Genomic DNA, 16646 nt, shown 5'->3' on the forward strand with positions numbered 1-16646 from the left:
TAGACCGCCAGCTCTTGATCAGCTTTTGGCGACGGGCGGCAGCAAGGCCTGGAGCGCTTCCGCGCGCGAGCGCAGGCCCGGTGGCGTTTCGCCGTCCTCGGCGATCGCGTCGACCCATTTGCGGGCCGCGGTCATGTCGTTATTGCGCCAAGCCGACAGCGCCAGCATCTCGCGGGCGCTATGGCGGAAGGTCGATTTGGGCTCGGCAGAGGTTTCCAGCCGCTGCTGGATGTCGGCGTAGCTCGCGCTGTCCACCAGCAGGCTGGCTGCGCGGATCTTCGCCAAGTCCTGCCACTCGCTGCCGACGCTACGGTCCGCGGCGATGTCGTCATACATCTTGGCGGCAGCCTTGGGATCGCGGGCCGATGCCTCGGCCGCGGCGCGGAGCCGCGCCAGGGTGCGGTAGCCGGATGGGGCCTTGGCGGCGAGATCGGCAAAGGCCGTCTCGGCCTCCGCGTGCTTGCCCTGCTCCGACAGCTCGACGGCCTTTTCGAAGATCGCGCCAGCCTCGGCGGCCTTCTTGGCCTCTAGATACTGGTAACCGCGCCAGCTGCCCACGGCCGCCACGATCAGCACCATCAGGGCGATGATGTAGAGCGAATATTTGTCCCACAGCTTCTTGAACTGCTCGCGACGTACTTCCTCGTCGACTTCGTCAAATAATTCAGACACTTATGCTAATCCCATGCCCGGCCGGGAGCGCGCGCTAGTCCGTGCGCGTCTAAAACCCGTCCCCACGTCGCGGCGGCGATACCCTATCGATATGGCGGTGGCAAGGCAAAGCAAGGCCGATCAAGGCGTTAACGCGCGATCCGGGATATCCCGGTGCCCACAACCGGCCCCTTTCAGGCCTCGACCAGCAGCTCACGCAGCTGGCGCTTCACCACCTTGCCGTTGGCATTGCGCGGGAGGGGCTCGGCCGTGAGCGTCATGGTCTCCGGCACCTTGTAATCGGACAGCCGCTCGGCACACCAGGCCCGCAGGTCGTCGCTGCCGACCTGGACCCGCGTGACCACCACCGCATGGACGCGCTCGCCCAGCACCGGGCATGGCTTTGCGATGATCGCGCTCTCGACCACGGCGGGGTGGCCGGCCAGCACGGACTCGACCTCGGCCGAATAGACCTTCAGGCCGCCGCGGTTGATCATGTCCTTCTGCCGGTCGAACACACGGACGAACCCGTCGGCATCGACCGAGCCGAGATCGCCCGAATGCCAGAAGCCGGCAGTGAAACTCTCGGCCGTCGCCTTCGGATTGTTCCAGTAACCCTTGATGACGGAGGCGCTTTGGATCCAGAGCTCGCCGATCTCGCCGGGCAGTAGCTCGCGCCCATCCGTCCCCATCGCGACGATCCGCGCCCCCGGACACGGCAGACCGACACTGTCGATATGGCTCGCCGTCAGCTCGCCCGGCATGATGGTGGACGGCGACGTCGTCTCGGTCGAGCCGTAGCAATTCGCGAGCTTCAGCCCCGGAATGGTCGCCTTGAGCTTCTCGATGGTGGCGACGGGCATCGGCGCGCCACCAAAACCGCCGACGCGCCAGCTCGAGAGATCGTAGCTGTCGAAAGCCGGTTGTAGCAGGCAGAGATTGTACATCGCCGGCACCATCACCGTGTAGGTGACGCGCTCGCGCGCGGCGAGCCTGAGATAATCAGCCGCCTTGAATTCCGGCATAATGATCAGCGCGCCGCCGCAGCGGATCATCGTCGTGATGTTGGCGACGACGCCTGTGACGTGCCCGAGCGGTACGGCCGCGATCGAGCGGTCGGCGGCCGTCAATTGCAGGCAGGACACGAACACCATCGAGGAATGCACGATGTTGCAATGAGCGAGCATCGCGCCCTTCGGCTTGCCTGTGGTGCCCGAAGTGTAGAGGATCATCGCGGTATCCTCCTCGTTCACTTCGACCGGTGCCGGCGCCGGGGAATTGTCGGCGAGCACCGCGAAGCGCGACAGAGCCGGATCGCTGTCGATGGCGACGCGATGGATCACAGCGGGCACACCCCGCGCATCCGGCAGCCGTTCGGCGAGACCCGCTTCGTGGATCAGGATTTTGGCGCCGCAATCGGTGAGAACGTAGGCGATCTCCGGCTTCTGCTGGCGCGTGCTCAGCAGCACCGTAACCAGCCCCTCATGCGCGGCGGCAAACAGCAGCAGCGGAAATTCGATGCGGTTGCCGAGCAGAATCGCGACGCGGTCGCCGCGCTGCAGGCCGAGCTTGCGAAAGCCCGAGGCAATTCGCGCGGCCTGCTCCACCGCCTGCCGCCAGCTCAGCCGGACATTGCCGCAGACCAGCGCTTCGCCATCGCCGTTGCGCGCGGCAGCCTCCGCGATCATCGCCCACAAGCTCGAGGGACGATCGGTAAAGGCCGGGACCACCCGATCGCCAAAACGTGCCTCGAACCGCATCGGCGGAATCTGAGATTGCGACCAATCCATCGGAGGGCCCTCGGCTTGTTGCTTTTGTCACCTTCCGCGCATGCGCACGCGGGTGCTGTCTTGCGCTGATCGGCTAGCTACCCATGACGGGAACGCCGATCACGACAGGGTGGAATGCAAACGCCAGCGCCAGATAGGCGACGATTCCAACCGCCACCGCGATCAAATCATTGGTGACGCCGCCCACCGGAATCGGCGGGCCGCCACTGTCAGTGCGATGCTTCAGCGAAATGCGGTCATAGACCCCCCAGCCCAGGAACGAGCCGAACAGGATGATGGAGCCGAGATCGCCGTTCGCCAGGAGATGCGCAGCCGCCCACAGCTTGATGCCGGCGAGCATCGGATGCTTCAGCGTCGCATAGATGCGGCCGCGCAAATATGACGCGACCACCAGGATGACGGCAGGCAACATCAGCGCGACCGTGATGTGCTTCATTGCCTTCGGTGGATACCAGACATCAATCCAGTCGGTCGCGCGATAATGGGCAAAGCCCCAGACGATCAGCGCCAGTCCCGCAAGCGAGACCACAGAATAGAGGATCTTGTAGGTCCCCTCGCCAAGCCTCGCGATCGCCTGCGCGCGCGCATCGCGTTTTGTTGTGAAAACATGGGCGGCGAAAAACAGCACCAGCCCCAGGATCATGACCAGCAGACCCACGACATCCTCCCCTCAACCAGCGCCACCGCCCATGGCGTATCATCGATTGGCCGCCGGTCGCAACTGATGCGCTACTTGCCAGTCTCGCGATTATCGACGTACCGGATCGCGATCGGACGCCCGGCCAGGGCGCCGCCGAGGCCGGTGGTGAATTTCAGCGGCAGGCAGGCGTTCAGCGATGAATTGATCGCGTTCAGATAGGTCGTCCTTGTGTCGGTCGGGACGCCTGCGGTCGCGTATGTCAGGCGCGGCGGGCCGATCAGGCTGCCGGTCTTGTTGAAGCTGAAGCGCACCGACATCTGCATCCCGGTTCGCGCATTGTCCGATGGCGGCGACCAGCAGGTGCGCAGCTCGGCGAAAAGATCGCCGATCGTATCGAGATCATGATCCGGCTTCTGGTATTTGGCCCGGTCGGCATCCGACGGAACGCTTTCGATTGTGAGCTGGAGGTTCTCCCCATAGGGATAGTCGATCTCGGGAATGCAGGGCCCGTGATCGAGCGGGCTGCAATAATACGGGGTGCAGGGGCGAGAATCGAGCACGCTGCACGGCTCATGCGCGAACGGGATCGGATTGATCTGGCGGCGCTGCGCACCGGCGGCGAGCGTCGAAATCGCCAGCAGGACAAGAACGAGGATAGCGCGCCACATGCTTTGAGCTCGCGATGTCACGTCAGTGGAACGTGGCATCGATCGTGAAAGCGTCAAGCCCGCGGACGTTCACATGCTCGCGTTCAAGCGGCCGGAGCGCGCCCTACCCCTTCTTCTTGACGTCCTTGACGTTGGTGAACTCAATCCCCTCGGCGCGCTCTTTGGTATAGCCGAGATAGAACTCGTTCCGCGCCAGATACACGGGATCGCCGTCGACATCGTCGGCGATGCTGGAGGTGTTGGCCGCGATGAAGGTGTCGAGCTTCTTGCCATCCTCCGAGGAGACCCAGCGCGCGAGCTGGAACTCGCTGACCTCGAACTCGACCGGCAGCGAATATTCCGCATCGAGCCTTGCCTTGAGCACGTCGAGCTGCAGCGCGCCGACCACGCCGACCAGCGCCGGCGCACCGTCGCGCGGACGGAACACCTGGACGACGCCCTCTTCCGACATCTGCTGAAGCGCTTCCTTCAGCTTCTTCGCCTTCATCGCGTCGGTGAGACGGACGCGCCGGACGATTTCCGGCGCAAAACTCGGCACACCGACGAAGTTGAAATCCTCGCCCTCGGTCAGCGTATCGCCGATGCGCAGCGTGCCGTGGTTGGGAATGCCGACGACGTCGCCGGCAAAGGCCTCGTCCGCCACCGAACGGTCCTGGGCAAAGAAGAATTGCGGGCTCGACAGCGGCATGCTCTTGCCGGTGCGCACCAGCTTCGCCTTCATGCCGCGGCTGAGCTTGCCCGAGCAGAGCCGCGCAAAGGCGATGCGGTCGCGGTGGTTGGGGTCCATGTTCGCCTGGATCTTGAACACGAAGGCGCTCATGCGTGGATCGGTCGCTTCGACCTTGCGCTGATCGCTGTCCTGGGCGCGCGGCTCGGGTGCGAACTTGCCGAGACCCTCAAGGAGATCGCCGACGCCGAAATTGCGCAGCGCGCTGCCGAAATAGACCGGCGTCAGATGGCCCTCGCGGAACGCATCGAGCTCGAACGGCTTTGAGGCCGCGGTGACGAGCTCGAGCTCGTCCTTCACGGCAGATGCGTCGAGATTGGCGTTGAGCTTGGCGAGTTCGGCGATCTCGATCTGCTGTGCCGCACCGGTCTTGGCGCCGCCCCCTTCGAGCAGGCGCACGCCGCCGTTGATGACGTCATAGGTGCCGAGGAAGTCGCGGCCGCGGCCGACTGGCCAAGTCATCGGCGTGGTGTCGAGCGCCAGCGTCTTCTCGATCTCGTCGAGCAGCTCGAAAACGTCGCGGCTATCGCGATCCATCTTGTTGATGAAGGTGATGATCGGGATGTCCCGAAGACGACAGACCTCGAACAGCTTTCGCGTCCGCGCCTCGATGCCCTTGGCGGCGTCGATCACCATCACGGCGGAGTCGACCGCCGTGAGCGTACGATAGGTGTCTTCCGAAAAGTCTTCGTGGCCCGGCGTGTCCAGGAGGTTGAAGACAAGGCCCTCGAACTCGAAAGTCATGACCGACGTCACGACCGAGATGCCGCGCTCGCGCTCGATCTTCATCCAGTCCGAGCGGGTGTTGCGCCGTTCGCCCTTGGCCTTGACCTGGCCGGCGAGATTGATGGCGCCCCCGAACAGCAGCAGCTTTTCGGTCAGCGTGGTCTTGCCGGCGTCCGGGTGCGAAATGATCGCAAAAGTGCGCCGCCGCGACACTTCTGCGGCAAGCGGGGAACGGGCCGGCGATTCGGCTGTGGTGGCGATGTCGGACATGGCGGGAGCGTTTGGCAGGGAAAATGGGCCTTATCAAGCCTCATTTGGTGATTGCGGAGGCCTTCGGCCAGCCCCATATCGGCTTTCGGGAGGACGACCTTCCTGCTCATCAGCCTATCAGCCCGCGGGGACGACCCTGCCTTGAATGGAGGGTCGTCATGGCCTGGAGCATCCTGTTCGTCGCCGGTCTTCTCGAGATCACCTGGGCGATTGGCCTGAAATATACCGAGGGTTTTACCAGGCTGGTTCCGTCCATCATCACGCTCACGGCTATGGCCGGCAGCGTGATCCTGCTCGGACTCGCTCTCAAAACGCTGCCCGTCGGAACCGCTTATGCAGTCTGGACCGGCATCGGCGCGGTCGGCACCGCGACGCTCGGCATCTACCTGTTCGGCGAGCCGGCCACCGCGCTCCGCCTCGCCAGCATCGGGCTGATCGTAGCCGGCATTGTCGGGCTGAAGCTCGTTACTTGAAGATTTGCACCGCCCACCAGCTCAGTGCCGCCACGATGGCCGAGGCCGGGATCGTGATCACCCAGGCATAGACGATCGAACTCGCCACGTTCCAGCGCACGGCCGAAACGCGGCGGGCGGCACCGACGCCGACGATCGCGCCAGTGATGGTGTGGGTGGTCGAAACGGGAACGCCGAGGAAGGTGGCCATGAACAGGGTCGCCGCCCCGCCGGTCTCGGCGCAGAACCCCTGCATCGGCGTCAGCTTGGTGATGCGCAGGCCCATGGTGCGGACGATGCGCCAGCCGCCCATCAGCGTGCCCAGCGCCATGGCCGCCTGGCACGATAGCACCACCCAGAACGGCACGGTGAATTCGCCGCCGAGATGGCCCTGCGAATAGAGCAGCACGGCGATGATGCCCATCGTCTTCTGTGCGTCATTGCCGCCGTGCCCGAGCGAATAGAGCGAGGCGGAGGCGAATTGCAGGATGCGGAAGGCACGGTCGACCGCGAACGGTGTCGAGCGCACCGAAAGCCAGGACACGATCGCGACCAGCATCATCGCCAGCAGGAAGCCGACCAGCGGCGACAGGACGATCGCCAGTACCGCCTTGGTCAGTCCGCTCCAGACCGCCGCCGATAGTCCGGCCTTGGCCATGCCGCCGCCGACCAGGCCGCCGATCAGCGCATGCGAGGACGAGGACGGAATGCCGAGCGCCCAGGTCACGAGATTCCAGACGATGGCACCGACAAGCGCAGCGAAGATCACCTGGGCGTCGACGATTGCGGGATCGATGATGCCGGTGCCGATGGTTTGGGCGACGTGCAGCCCGAACACCATGAAGGCAACGAAATTGAAGAACGCAGCCCATATCACCGCGAATTGCGGCCGCAGCACCCGGGTCGAGACGATGGTCGCGATCGAATTGGCAGCGTCGTGCAAGCCGTTCAGGAAATCGAACAGCAGCGCGACGGCGATCAATCCGACCAGGACGGGAAGACCCAACGCAGCATCCACGGCGCGTTCCCTGCCCTAAACCTGTTCAATAACGATGCTGTTGATCTCGTTCGCGACGTCGTCGAAGCGATCGGCCACCTTCTCGAGGTGGTCGTAGATCTCAACGCCGACGATGAAGTCCATCGCGCTGCCGTCGCGGTGCTTGAGGAACAGTTCCTTCAGCCCGATGTCATGGAGGTCATCGACGCGGCCTTCGAGCTTGGTCAGCTCTTCTGTGATCGCGGTCAGCATCGCGACATTGGGCCCGATCGACTGCATCAGCGGCAGCGCACGTCCGACCAGATTGGCGCATTCGATCAGGAGCGCACCGATCTCGCGCATTGGCGGCTCGAAGGTGCGGACCTCGAACAGCATCACGGCTTTTGCGGTCTGTTGCATCTGGTCGATGGCATCGTCCATCGAGGTAATGAGATTCTTGATGTCGCCGCGGTCGAACGGCGTGATGAAGGTGCGCCGCACCGCGGTCAGCACCTCACGGGTGATGTTGTCGGCATCGTTCTCGAACTGGTTGACGCGCTGGCAATAGACCGGCGTCTCCTCGCCGCCATTGAGCACGCCCTGAAGCGCGATCGCGCCCTGGATCACGGTCTGGGCGTGGCGGTCGAACAGGTCGAAGAACCGTTCTTCCTTGGGCAGGAAAGCGCGAAACCATCGCATCATGGGGAGAGTCTACCGGTTGGACATGGCCCGGCCCGAGCGGACCGTCACAAAACCGTCATAGACCATTTTCGCTCCGCGCGCGTGTTATCTCGCGCCCGCGGAGCCCGATCATCCACCGCTTTCGCACACCAATAGAATTGGTGCGATATCAATGATTTAGAGCGATCTCCGGAAGTAATGGGCAACTTCACCAACGACGCCACGGCGGAAGGTGAGCACGCAGATTACGAAGATCGAGCCCTGGATCACCGTCACCCACTGGCCGAAGCCGGCCAGATATTGCTGCATGGCGATGATCGCGAAAGCGCCGACCACGGGACCAAAAATAGTGCCGAGACCGCCAACCAGCGTCATGAGCACGACTTCGCCCGACATCGTCCAGTGCACGTCGGTGAGCGAGGCGTTCTGCGCCACGAACACTTTCAGCGCACCGGCAAAGCCTGCCAGCGTCCCCGACAGGACAAACGCCAGAAACTTGTACTGGTCGGTCCGGTAACCGAGCGAGATGGCGCGCGGTTCGTTCTCACGGATCGACTTCAGCACCTCACCGAACGGCGAGTTGATAATGCGATAGATCAGCAGGAAGCCCGCGAGGAAGCCGACCAGCACCACATAATAGAGCACGGTCGGCTTCGACAGATCGAGCACGCCGAACATATGCCCCTGCGGAATGCCCTGGATGCCGTCCTCACCATGGGTGAACGGCGCCTGGAGGTAGATAAAGTACAGCAGCTGCGACAGCGCCAGCGTGATCATCGAGAAATAGATGCCCTGGCGACGGATCGAGATGAAGCCTGTGATGAGCGACAGCCCGAATGCAGCGACAATTCCGACGAGGATACCGAGCTCAGGCGGCAGCGCCCACACCTTCAGCGCGTGAGCGCTGCAGTAGCCGGCGGTGCCCATGAACATCGCATGGCCAAACGACAACAGGCCGCCATAGCCGATCAGAAGATTGAAGGCGCAGGCGAGCAGTGCGAAGCACAGCGCCTGCATCACGAAGAACGGATAGATTCCGCTGAACGGCACCGCGACCAGCAGCAGCGCCATCACCACGAAGACGATCATTTCGTCGCGCATCGCGCGCGGGGTTACCGGCAGCGTGTCGTCCGTCAAGGCCGTCATATCAGGCCGCCCTTCCCGTCAATCCCGTTGGCTTCACCAAGAGCACCAGCACCATCAGCACGAACACGACGGTGTTGGAGGCCTCGGGGTAGAAATATTTGGTCAGGCCCTCGATCACACCGAGCGCAAAGCCGGTGATGATGGAGCCCATGATCGATCCCATGCCGCCGATCACCACCACCGCGAACACCACGATGATGAGGTCCGCGCCCATCAGCGGCCGGACTTGGTTGATCGGCGCCGAGAGCACGCCGGCGAGCGCGGCCAAACCGACGCCCAACCCGTAAGTGAGCGTGATCATGCGCGGCACGTTGATGCCGAAGGCACGCACCAGCGTCGGATTTTCCGTGGCGGCGCGCAAATAAGCGCCGAGCCGGGTCTTCTCGATCAGGAACCAGGTCGCAAGACACACCACCAGCGAGAAGATGACGACCCAGCCGCGGTAGATCGGCAGGAACATGAAGCCGAGATTCATGCCGCCCTTGAGCTGGTCTGGAATCGCGTAAGGCAGTCCGGACGAGCCGAAAAAATTCTGGAACACGCCCTGCACGATCAGCGCGATACCGAAGGTCAGCAGCAGACCGTAGAGATGGTCGAGCCCGGTCAGGAACTTCAGCATGGTCCGTTCCAGGATCATGCCGAAGATGCCGACGATGATCGGCGCAAACAGTAGCGCCCACCAGTAACTAATGCCGCCGAGGTTCAGCAGGAAATAGGCGACGAAGGCGCCCATCATGTAGAGCGCGCCATGGGCGAAATTGATGATGTTGAGCATGCCGAAGATGACGGCGAGCCCGAGACTGAGCAGCGCGTAGAACGAGCCGTTGATCAGTCCCACCAGTAGCTGTGCGTAGAGAGCCTGCATCGATCCAGCACCCAGTCCCTTCGGCGTTCCCAAAGTCGCGCCCGCCGGCTCGCCGCCGGCGGGCTATTGGTCTTACTTCTTAAGCAGCGCGCACTTGCTCTCGGAGAGCGGCGTGAAGGCCTGATCGCCCGACACCGTGCCGACGAGCTTGTAGAAGTCCCACGGCCCCTTGGACTCGGAGGGCTTCTTCACCTCGAACAGATAGGCGTTGTGGATGGTGCGGCCGTTTGGCTGGATTTCGCCCTTGCCAAACAGTTCGTCTTCCGTCGGCATCGACTTCATCTTGTCGACGACCTTGACACCGTCATGCGGATTGCCGCCGAGCGCGTCCAGGGCCTTGAGATAGTGGCGCACGCCTGCATAGACGCCCGCCTGCACCATGGTCGGCATCGCGCCGTTCTTCATCTTCTCCGAGAACCGCTTGGAGAAAGCCCGGGTCTGGTCGTTCATGTCCCAGTAGAAGGTCTCGGTGAAGTTCAGGCCCTGTGCGGTTTCCAGGCCGATCGCCTTGACGTCGGTGAGGAACAAGAGCAGCGCCGCGAGCTTCTGGCCGCCCTTGACGATGCCGAACTCGGCGGCCTGCTTGATCGTGTTGGTGGTATCGCCGCCGGCATTGGCAAGGCCGATGATCTTGGCCTTGGAGGCCTGCGCCTGGAGCAGGAAGGACGAGAAGTCCGGCGTGTTGAGCGGATGCTTGACACCGCCAACGACCTTGCCGCCGTTGGCGGTGATGACGGCCGTGGTGTCGCGCTCGAGCGCCGCACCGAAGGCGTAGTCCGCGGTCAGGAAGAACCAGGTGTCTCCACCGGCCTTCACCAGAGCCTGGCCTGTGGTGTGGGCCAGCATGTAGGTGTCGTAGGTCCAGTGCACGGTGTTGGGCGAGCACTGAGCATTTGTGAGGTCGGAGGTCGCCGCACCCGAATTGATGTAGACGCCGTTCTTTTCCTTCACGACGTTGTTGACCGCGAGCGCCACGCCGGAATTCGGCACGTCGACGATGATGTCGACCTTGTCGACATCGAACCACTGCCGCGCGATCGCCGTGCCGATATCCGGCTTGTTCTGGTGATCGCCCGAGATGATGTCGATCTTCCAGCCCTTCGCGGCAAGGCCGGAATCTTCCACCGCCATCTGGGCGGCGAGCGTCGAGCCGGGCCCGCCGAGGTCGGCATAGAGACCGGACTGATCGGACAGCGCACCGATCTTGACCGTCTTGTCCTGCGCGAAAGCCGCGCCAGCGGTGGTAACGGCCAACGCCGTGCCGAGCAACAACGATGCAATCGACTTTTTCATGCTACTTCCCTCGTGAATCTTCTCGTGACCGTTCGCCCCTCGGCGTACTAGACGCCGAGATAGGTGTGGAGCTTGTCCATGTTGGCGGCAAGCTCCGCATTGGAAAATCCGTCAATGATCTTGCCGTGCTCGACGACGTAATAGCGGTCGGCGACGGTGGATGCGAACCGGAAGTTCTGCTCGACCAGAAGGATCGTGAAACCTTCCTTCTTCAGCCGCGCAATGGTGTGACCGATCTGCTGAATGATGACAGGCGCAAGACCTTCGGTCGGCTCGTCGAGCATCAGGAAGCTGGCGCCGGTGCGCAGGATGCGCGCGATCGCAAGCATCTGCTGCTCGCCGCCGGACAGCTTGGTGCCCTGGCTGTTGAGCCGCTCCTTCAGGTTCGGAAACAGATCGAAGATCTGTTCGAGCGGCAGCCCGCCTGGGCGCACCACCGGCGGCAGCAACAAATTCTCCCGCACATCGAGACTGGAGAAAATCCCCCGCTCCTCCGGGCAGAACGCGATGCCCATGCGCGCGATCTTGTCGGAGGTCGCGCGGATGATGTCCTGGTTGTTGAATTTGATCGATCCGGCACGCTTGCCGATGATGCCCATGATCGACTTCAGCGTGGTCGTCTTGCCGGCGCCGTTGCGCCCGAGCAGCGTGACGACCTCGCCCGCGTTCACCTCGAAATTGATCCCGTGCAGGATGTGGGACTCGCCGTACCAGGCTTCGAGGTTGCGGACCTGGAGGATGTTGCCGCCGGTCGCGGCCTTCGCCGGAGCCTCGGCCATTGCAGTCTCAGGCATGACCGGCTCCCAGATAGGCTTCCTTGACGCGTTCGTCCTTGGTGAGCTCGCTGTAGTGGCCCTGCGCAAGCACCTGCCCGCGCGTCAGCACCGTGATGATGTCGGAGAGATTGGCCACGACGCTCAAGTTATGCTCGACCATCAGGATGGTGTATTTCGCCGAGATGCGCTTGATCAGCGCCGCGATCTTGTCGATGTCCTCGTGGCCCATGCCGGCCATCGGCTCGTCCAGCAGCATCATCTCCGGATCGAGCGCGAGCGTGGTTGCGATCTCGAGCGCGCGCTTGCGCCCATAGGCCATCTCGACCGCCGGCGTGTTGGCGAACTCGCTGAGACCAACATCGTTCAACAATTCACGCGCGCGGTCGTTGAACTGATTCAGCACCGACTTGGAACGCCAGAAATCAAAGGAGCTGCCGTGCTGGCGCTGGAGCGCGACACGGACATTCTCCAGCGCGGTCATATGCGGAAATACCGCCGATATCTGGAACGAACGGACCAGCCCCAGGCGCGCCACGTCGGCCGGCGCCATCGAGGTGATGTCTTGTCCCTTGTACAGGATTTTTCCCGCAGACGGCTTGAGGAACTTGGTCAGAAGATTGAAGCACGTCGTCTTGCCGGCCCCGTTCGGGCCGATCAGCGCGTGAATACTCCCACGGCGGACCTTGAGCGCAACGTCGCGGACGGCGAAGAAGCCCGCGAACTCCTTGGTCAAGCCTTCCGTTTCGAGAATGAACTCATCGGCCAAACAGATTTCCCCCTGCCCGCACCATGCGCGTGGCTGTCCTTGTTACTTCGGCTTTCCGGAGACCTTGGAGCCTTCCCGGAACGCCGCCTCCGGGCGCGGAATATGCCGGAGGTGACGGGGGTTAGGCAAGGCGGAAAGCTGAGCAGATCAAGCCTCCGGCCGGGAGTCTTATGCTCCCTTAGTTGGAGGTTTTGTGATGTTGCGCCTGCCGGCCTTCCGGTTCGCAAGAAACCGGTCATAAAGCCGTCGTTAACGGTCTTTGGCCTCGCGCGCCAGCCTTCATCAAAAATTTTCCCGCCGCGGCGATCATGCGCAGGTTTCATCCGCCGGGATATTGTTTTGGATTTCACGAGCGCCGCTCCCTCCATCGTCAAGTCGATCAAGCAGCGTGACCTGCTCAACACGTGGCTGCGACTTTATGCGCGCCAACAGACTGCGCCGGCGATCTGGGATTATCAGCCCGCCCGACTCGAGGAAGAGCTGTCCGATCTCATCTACTACACGGTGGATAATTCGACGCCGACGCCGCGCCTGACCATTCAGAGCGAGGGCACAAGAATCTCCCGCGCCTATGGCCATACCGGCAAGGGAATCCTGCTGGAGGATTATGTCGGACCGCGGCTCGCGCCCTTCGTGATGCCGGTCTATCAGGAATGCGTCGCGCGTAGACTTCCGGTCTACAGCGTTGCCGACGTCGACGACATCTACGGCCGCATTGTCGCCTACGAACGGCTGCTGCTGCCTTTCCTGACCGACGACAAGGTCAGCCACGTCATCGCCTCACTCAAGACCTTCTGTGAGGACGGGGGCTTCGAGATAAAGAATCTGCTGCGCGGAAATGACGCGCTGCCGCGGCCAAAACTGTGCACGGTGATCGACCGCGACCTGTTTCATCGCGCGCCCGGACGCATCGCGGCCGCTGACGTCGTCGGATTCGCCGATCAGACCGGCGGTCCGAGCGTCACCGCCGAGATCATCGAGCTGAATTAGCTTTTGCGCGATTTGGCGCCGACTTCCTTGTCGTAGATGTCCGGCTTGAAGCCGACCAGGAGCTTGCCGCCAATTTCCAGCACCGGACGCTTGATCATCGATGGTTGCGCTAGCATCAGCGCCAGCGCCTTCTTCTCGGTCAAGCCTTCCTTGTCGGCATCCGGCAGCTTCTTGAAGGTGGTGCCGGCGCGATTGAGCAGCGTCTCCCAGCCGAGCTTGTCGCTCCATTGCTTGAGCTTGTCCTTCTCGACGCCGGCGGTCTTGTAGTCGTGGAACTCGTAGGTGACGCCATGGGTGTCAAGCCAGGCGCGCGCCTTCTTCATGGTGTCGCAGTTCTTGATGCCGTAGATGATGTTGGGCAAGACGGTCCTCGCGCATGCGTCGTGACGTGCCGTGGCGTTGTACGAAACTCCGCATCGCGCGACAATATTGCCAACGACGCTTTTGACCTCTCCCGAACGGACACACCATGCACGTCAACCACGATCCCGCCGCATCCGCCTCGCCGACCATCGACTTCAATACGTTCCTCGCGGTCGATATTCGCGTCGGCACCATCGTCGATGCAAAGCCGTTTCCCGAGGCGCGCAAGCCGGCCTGGCGGCTGTGGATCGACTTCGGCCCGGCGATCGGCGTGCGCAAAAGCTCGGCGCAGATCACCGAGAATCATCCGCTCGAGACGTTGGTCGGCCAGCAAGTCGCGGCCGTCGTCAATTTCCCGCCGCGCCAGATCGGACCTGTCGTCTCGGAGGTGCTGACGCTCGGCTTTCCCGATGCGGACGGCAAGGTCGTGCTGATGCAGCCGAGCAAGCCGGTGCCGAACGGCGGGCGGCTGTTCTAGCGGCGCGCGGTCGCCTGCACCGACGGAACGATCATCGCCCCATCCTCCTGTTTCCTCGGTCAAGCCGTCGGGACTTGACCAAAATCCTCTTCGCCAATAAAAATGACTGACTGATCGTTTTTCTTTTGAACGTCTCTATTCGCGCGACTCCCAGCAACTTCCTAAAAACGATCGATCTGTCAGTTATTTATGGACGGGACGGATGCCCAAGATCAGCGACAAGAAGCGTGAAGACCGGCGTCGGCAGATCCTCGAAGCAGCGCTCGCCTGCTTCTCGGAAGACGGATTTCACCAAACCGGCATGGCCGACATCGTCAAGCGGTCGGGCCTGAGCCACGGTGCGGTCTATCTCTACTTCCAGAGCAAGGACGATCTGATCGAGGCGCTGGCCGACGACCGGCATCGTCGCGAGGCCGTCCTCAACTCGGTCGCGCAAGGATGCGGGGATTCGATCGAGGGACTGCACGCGCTGGTGCGCGTCTACGCGCAATGGCTCACCGATCCCGCCGGCGAAGCGCGGCGTCGCGTCGGCATCCATGGCTGGGCCGAGGCACTGCGCAACCGCCGCGTCCGCACCAACGTCGTTGAAGGCATCGATATGCCGCGCGCGTTGATCGTGGCCCTGGTCGAGCGCGCCCAACACGACGGCCTGATCAAGCGCGACCTCGGCGCGGACGCGATCGCGCGCGTGCTGGTCGCGATCTTCCAGGGCTTTGTGCTGCAGAAATGCTGGGGCGAGGATTTTGACGTCGCAGCCTGCATGGCGACCGTCACCGGCGTGATCGACGGCTTTCGTACGACCAAGCCCGATATCAAGCGACGAACGAGGACGTGAGCGATGTCGGCCATCTACGACCTCCTCGCCGGCGCCGGCGTTGGCCTCATCGGCGGACTGACCTCGGGCTTCATGGGCACGAGCCCGGGTGGTGGCCTTGTCATCTTCACCGTGCTGCTGCTGGGCGCGGAACAGCACATCGCGCAAGGAACCTCGCTGATCACGCAGCTCCCGCCGACGGGCCTCGCCGGCGTACGTCGCTATTGGCAGGGCGGCAATCACAGTCCCTTGCCTTGGATCGTCTGGATCGGCATCGGATTCCTCATCGGCGGCGCGGGCGGCGGCTATGCGGCGGCAGCCGTCTCCGACGCGATCCTGCAATGGACCTACGTCGCCTATCTCGTCGCTCTGATCGCGCTCCTTATCCTTCGCCGCGACCGCAAGGACGGAAGCAGCGACGCCGGTGATCGAGGCCAACTGCCCTGGCTCCCCCTGCTCCTCATCGGCGTGCTTGCCGGCTTCTCCTCTGGCTTCATGGGCATCGGCGGCGGGCTCGCGATCACGGTCGGCCTTGCCGCAGGGCTCCGCGTGCCTCAACACCAGGCGCAGCTCGTGAGCCTCATTTTCTCGGTCATCCCCACCAACATCCCGGCCGCATGGATCTACTGGAGCAAGGGACTGATGGTCGGCTGGCCGGCCATCATCGGCATCGTTGCCGGCCTCTGGATCGGCACCGATCTCGGCGCACGCGCGGCCAACGGCGTTAGCAAAGCGGTGCTGCGCCGAACCATGATAGGTCTCGTCGCGCTGATGGCGCTCTACATGAGTTACAAGGCTCTGAGCTAGTTTCACGGCCGCTTTGGAATGTTGAGCCCGCGCTCCACGGTCGGACGGGCCAGCCCGCGTTCGAGCCAGGAAGCCACTGACTTGAACTGGCTGAACGCAACGAGATCGCCGGCCCCGTAAAAGCCGATGAGGTTGCGTACCCAGCCCAGCATCGAAATGTCGGCGATGGTGTAGTCGTCATCCATGAACCATTGCCGTCCGGAAAGATGCGTCTCCATCACACCGAGCAGGCGCATGGACTCGCTCACGTAGCGCTCCAACGGCCGCTTGTCCTCGAAGTCCTTGCCGGCGAATTTGTGGAAGAAGCCGACCTGGCCGAACACTGGTCCGATGCCGCCCATCTGGAAGTGCACCCACTGGATGGTCTGGTAGCGGCGCGCGGCATCCTGCGGCAGCAGCTTGCTAGTCTTCTCCGCGAGATATTGCAGGATCGCACCGGACTCGAACAGCGGCAGCGGTCTGCCGCCGGGGCCGTTGGGATCGAGGATCGCCGGGATCTTGCCGTTCGGATTGAGCGAGAGGAATTCCGGCGTCTTCTGGTCGTCCTTGCCGAAGTCGACGAGATGGACTTCGTAAGGCAGTCCGATCTCCTCCAGCATGATCGAAACCTTGACGCCGTTCGGCGTCGGCAGCGAATAGAGCTGAAGCAACTCCGGATGTTTGGCAGGCCAGCGCTTGGTGATGGGAAATGCGGAGAGATCGGACATCAGGACCTTCGATCTGGAGTTGAGCCGGTTTAATCTAGGCGTGGGGCGGAATGATGCAAG

General features: G+C 62.9%; 19 protein-coding genes. 5 read left to right on the forward strand and 14 right to left on the reverse strand.

Annotated elements, in window-relative coordinates:
• Window positions 1–18: 18 nt before the first annotated feature.
• From K3F49_RS09260 to K3F49_RS09280, 5 genes are all read right to left on the reverse strand, one after another.
• Window positions 19–672 (reverse strand): tetratricopeptide repeat protein, encoded by a 654-nt coding sequence (locus K3F49_RS09260; protein WP_234680625.1) that lies wholly within the window; start codon window positions 670–672, stop codon window positions 19–21.
• A 173-nt stretch (window positions 673–845) separates the two neighbouring features.
• Window positions 846–2441, reverse strand: a complete 1596-nt coding sequence (locus K3F49_RS09265) for a class I adenylate-forming enzyme family protein (protein ID WP_234680626.1) — start codon at window positions 2439–2441, stop codon at window positions 846–848.
• A 73-nt stretch (window positions 2442–2514) separates the two neighbouring features.
• Entirely contained in the window at window positions 2515–3099 is a 585-nt protein-coding gene (locus tag K3F49_RS09270) for an NnrU family protein (RefSeq protein ID WP_234680627.1), read from the reverse strand.
• 71 nt (window positions 3100–3170) lie between these two features.
• A complete protein-coding gene (locus K3F49_RS09275) occupies window positions 3171–3749 on the reverse strand; it encodes a hypothetical protein (RefSeq protein WP_234680628.1) in 579 nt (192 codons plus the stop codon).
• Window positions 3750–3852: 103 nt separating this feature from the next.
• Window positions 3853–5472 (reverse strand): peptide chain release factor 3, encoded by a 1620-nt coding sequence (locus K3F49_RS09280; protein WP_234680629.1) that lies wholly within the window; start codon window positions 5470–5472, stop codon window positions 3853–3855.
• A 158-nt stretch (window positions 5473–5630) separates the two neighbouring features.
• Here K3F49_RS09280 and sugE point away from each other — a divergent pair, with 158 nt between their 5' ends.
• On the forward strand, window positions 5631–5945 hold the full coding sequence (gene sugE, locus K3F49_RS09285) for a quaternary ammonium compound efflux SMR transporter SugE (protein WP_234680630.1): 315 nt from the start codon (window positions 5631–5633) through the stop codon (window positions 5943–5945).
• On the opposite strand, the gene K3F49_RS09290 is transcribed toward sugE, so the two are convergent.
• The 7 genes from K3F49_RS09290 to K3F49_RS09320 all read right to left on the reverse strand — a co-directional run bounded on the left by K3F49_RS09290 (window position 5938) and on the right by K3F49_RS09320 (window position 12427).
• Window positions 5938–6942 (reverse strand): inorganic phosphate transporter, encoded by a 1005-nt coding sequence (locus K3F49_RS09290; protein ID WP_148754250.1) that lies wholly within the window; start codon window positions 6940–6942, stop codon window positions 5938–5940. The two genes, sugE and K3F49_RS09290, sit on opposite strands and share 8 nt — an antisense overlap.
• A 15-nt stretch (window positions 6943–6957) precedes the next feature.
• Window positions 6958–7602: a DUF47 domain-containing protein gene (locus K3F49_RS09295; RefSeq protein ID WP_234680631.1), complete on the reverse strand. Its 645-nt coding sequence runs from the start codon at window positions 7600–7602 to the stop codon at window positions 6958–6960.
• A 156-nt stretch (window positions 7603–7758) separates the two neighbouring features.
• The gene (locus K3F49_RS09300; protein ID WP_234680632.1) at window positions 7759–8727 is read right to left on the reverse strand and encodes a branched-chain amino acid ABC transporter permease; all 969 of its coding nucleotides are present in this window, start codon (window positions 8725–8727) and stop codon (window positions 7759–7761) included.
• Between the two features lies 1 nt (window position 8728).
• A complete protein-coding gene (locus tag K3F49_RS09305) occupies window positions 8729–9592 on the reverse strand; it encodes a branched-chain amino acid ABC transporter permease (RefSeq protein WP_234680633.1) in 864 nt (287 codons plus the stop codon).
• A 72-nt stretch (window positions 9593–9664) separates the two neighbouring features.
• Window positions 9665–10885: an ABC transporter substrate-binding protein gene (locus K3F49_RS09310; protein ID WP_234680634.1), complete on the reverse strand. Its 1221-nt coding sequence runs from the start codon at window positions 10883–10885 to the stop codon at window positions 9665–9667.
• A 47-nt stretch (window positions 10886–10932) separates the two neighbouring features.
• Window positions 10933–11679 carry an ABC transporter ATP-binding protein gene (locus tag K3F49_RS09315; protein ID WP_234680635.1) on the reverse strand — a complete coding sequence of 249 codons (747 nt, stop codon included), beginning with the start codon at window positions 11677–11679 and terminating at the stop codon, window positions 10933–10935.
• The gene (locus tag K3F49_RS09320) at window positions 11672–12427 is read right to left on the reverse strand and encodes an ABC transporter ATP-binding protein (protein WP_234680636.1); all 756 of its coding nucleotides are present in this window, start codon (window positions 12425–12427) and stop codon (window positions 11672–11674) included. Before K3F49_RS09320 ends, K3F49_RS09315 begins: the two co-directional genes overlap by 8 nt.
• A 339-nt stretch (window positions 12428–12766) precedes the next feature.
• Between K3F49_RS09320 and K3F49_RS09325 the strand changes: the two genes are divergently transcribed.
• Window positions 12767–13417, forward strand: a complete 651-nt coding sequence (locus K3F49_RS09325; protein WP_234680637.1) for a PAS domain-containing protein — start codon at window positions 12767–12769, stop codon at window positions 13415–13417.
• Here the strand turns inward: K3F49_RS09325 and K3F49_RS09330 are convergent.
• Window positions 13414–13779, reverse strand: a complete 366-nt coding sequence (locus K3F49_RS09330; protein ID WP_234680638.1) for an ArsC family reductase — start codon at window positions 13777–13779, stop codon at window positions 13414–13416. The genes K3F49_RS09325 and K3F49_RS09330 overlap by 4 nt on opposite strands.
• 107 nt (window positions 13780–13886) lie before the next feature.
• Here K3F49_RS09330 and K3F49_RS09335 point away from each other — a divergent pair, with 107 nt between their 5' ends.
• From K3F49_RS09335 to K3F49_RS09345, 3 genes are all read left to right on the forward strand, one after another.
• Entirely contained in the window at window positions 13887–14258 is a 372-nt protein-coding gene (locus tag K3F49_RS09335; RefSeq protein ID WP_234680639.1) for a tRNA-binding protein, read from the forward strand.
• Window positions 14259–14460: 202 nt separating this feature from the next.
• The gene (locus K3F49_RS09340; RefSeq protein WP_234680640.1) at window positions 14461–15093 is read left to right on the forward strand and encodes a TetR/AcrR family transcriptional regulator; all 633 of its coding nucleotides are present in this window, start codon (window positions 14461–14463) and stop codon (window positions 15091–15093) included.
• A gap of 3 nt (window positions 15094–15096) precedes the next feature.
• Window positions 15097–15879, forward strand: coding sequence for a sulfite exporter TauE/SafE family protein (locus tag K3F49_RS09345; protein WP_234680641.1), 783 nt, complete (start codon window positions 15097–15099; stop codon window positions 15877–15879).
• 2 nt (window positions 15880–15881) lie between these two features.
• Here the strand turns inward: K3F49_RS09345 and K3F49_RS09350 are convergent, their stop codons facing one another.
• Complete coding sequence (locus tag K3F49_RS09350; protein WP_234680642.1) at window positions 15882–16586, reverse strand: glutathione S-transferase family protein; 705 nt, start codon at window positions 16584–16586, stop codon at window positions 15882–15884.
• Between the last annotated feature and the right edge of the window lie 60 nt (window positions 16587–16646).

The organism is Bradyrhizobium monzae (assembly GCF_021458635.1).
Classification (GTDB): domain Bacteria; phylum Pseudomonadota; class Alphaproteobacteria; order Rhizobiales; family Xanthobacteraceae; genus Bradyrhizobium.

Bases quoted from the DNA above. Each gene is read 5' to 3' on its own strand.
- K3F49_RS09265 (WP_234680626.1), bottom strand. From the start codon at position 2,441: ATGGATTGGTCGCAATCTCAGATTCCGCCGATGCGGTTCGAGGCACGT.
- K3F49_RS09275 (WP_234680628.1), bottom strand. From the start codon at position 3,749: ATGTGGCGCGCTATCCTCGTTCTTGTCCTGCTGGCGATTTCGACGCTC.
- K3F49_RS09280 (WP_234680629.1), bottom strand. From the start codon at position 5,472: ATGTCCGACATCGCCACCACAGCCGAATCGCCGGCCCGTTCCCCGCTT.
- sugE (WP_234680630.1), top strand. From the start codon at position 5,631: ATGGCCTGGAGCATCCTGTTCGTCGCCGGTCTTCTCGAGATCACCTGG.
- K3F49_RS09295 (WP_234680631.1), bottom strand. From the start codon at position 7,602: ATGATGCGATGGTTTCGCGCTTTCCTGCCCAAGGAAGAACGGTTCTTC.
- K3F49_RS09300 (WP_234680632.1), bottom strand. From the start codon at position 8,727: ATGACGGCCTTGACGGACGACACGCTGCCGGTAACCCCGCGCGCGATG.
- K3F49_RS09305 (WP_234680633.1), bottom strand. From the start codon at position 9,592: ATGCAGGCTCTCTACGCACAGCTACTGGTGGGACTGATCAACGGCTCG.
- K3F49_RS09310 (WP_234680634.1), bottom strand. From the start codon at position 10,885: ATGAAAAAGTCGATTGCATCGTTGTTGCTCGGCACGGCGTTGGCCGTT.
- K3F49_RS09315 (WP_234680635.1), bottom strand. From the start codon at position 11,679: ATGCCTGAGACTGCAATGGCCGAGGCTCCGGCGAAGGCCGCGACCGGC.
- K3F49_RS09335 (WP_234680639.1), top strand. From the start codon at position 13,887: ATGCACGTCAACCACGATCCCGCCGCATCCGCCTCGCCGACCATCGAC.
- K3F49_RS09340 (WP_234680640.1), top strand. From the start codon at position 14,461: ATGCCCAAGATCAGCGACAAGAAGCGTGAAGACCGGCGTCGGCAGATC.
- K3F49_RS09345 (WP_234680641.1), top strand. From the start codon at position 15,097: ATGTCGGCCATCTACGACCTCCTCGCCGGCGCCGGCGTTGGCCTCATC.
- K3F49_RS09350 (WP_234680642.1), bottom strand. From the start codon at position 16,586: ATGTCCGATCTCTCCGCATTTCCCATCACCAAGCGCTGGCCTGCCAAA.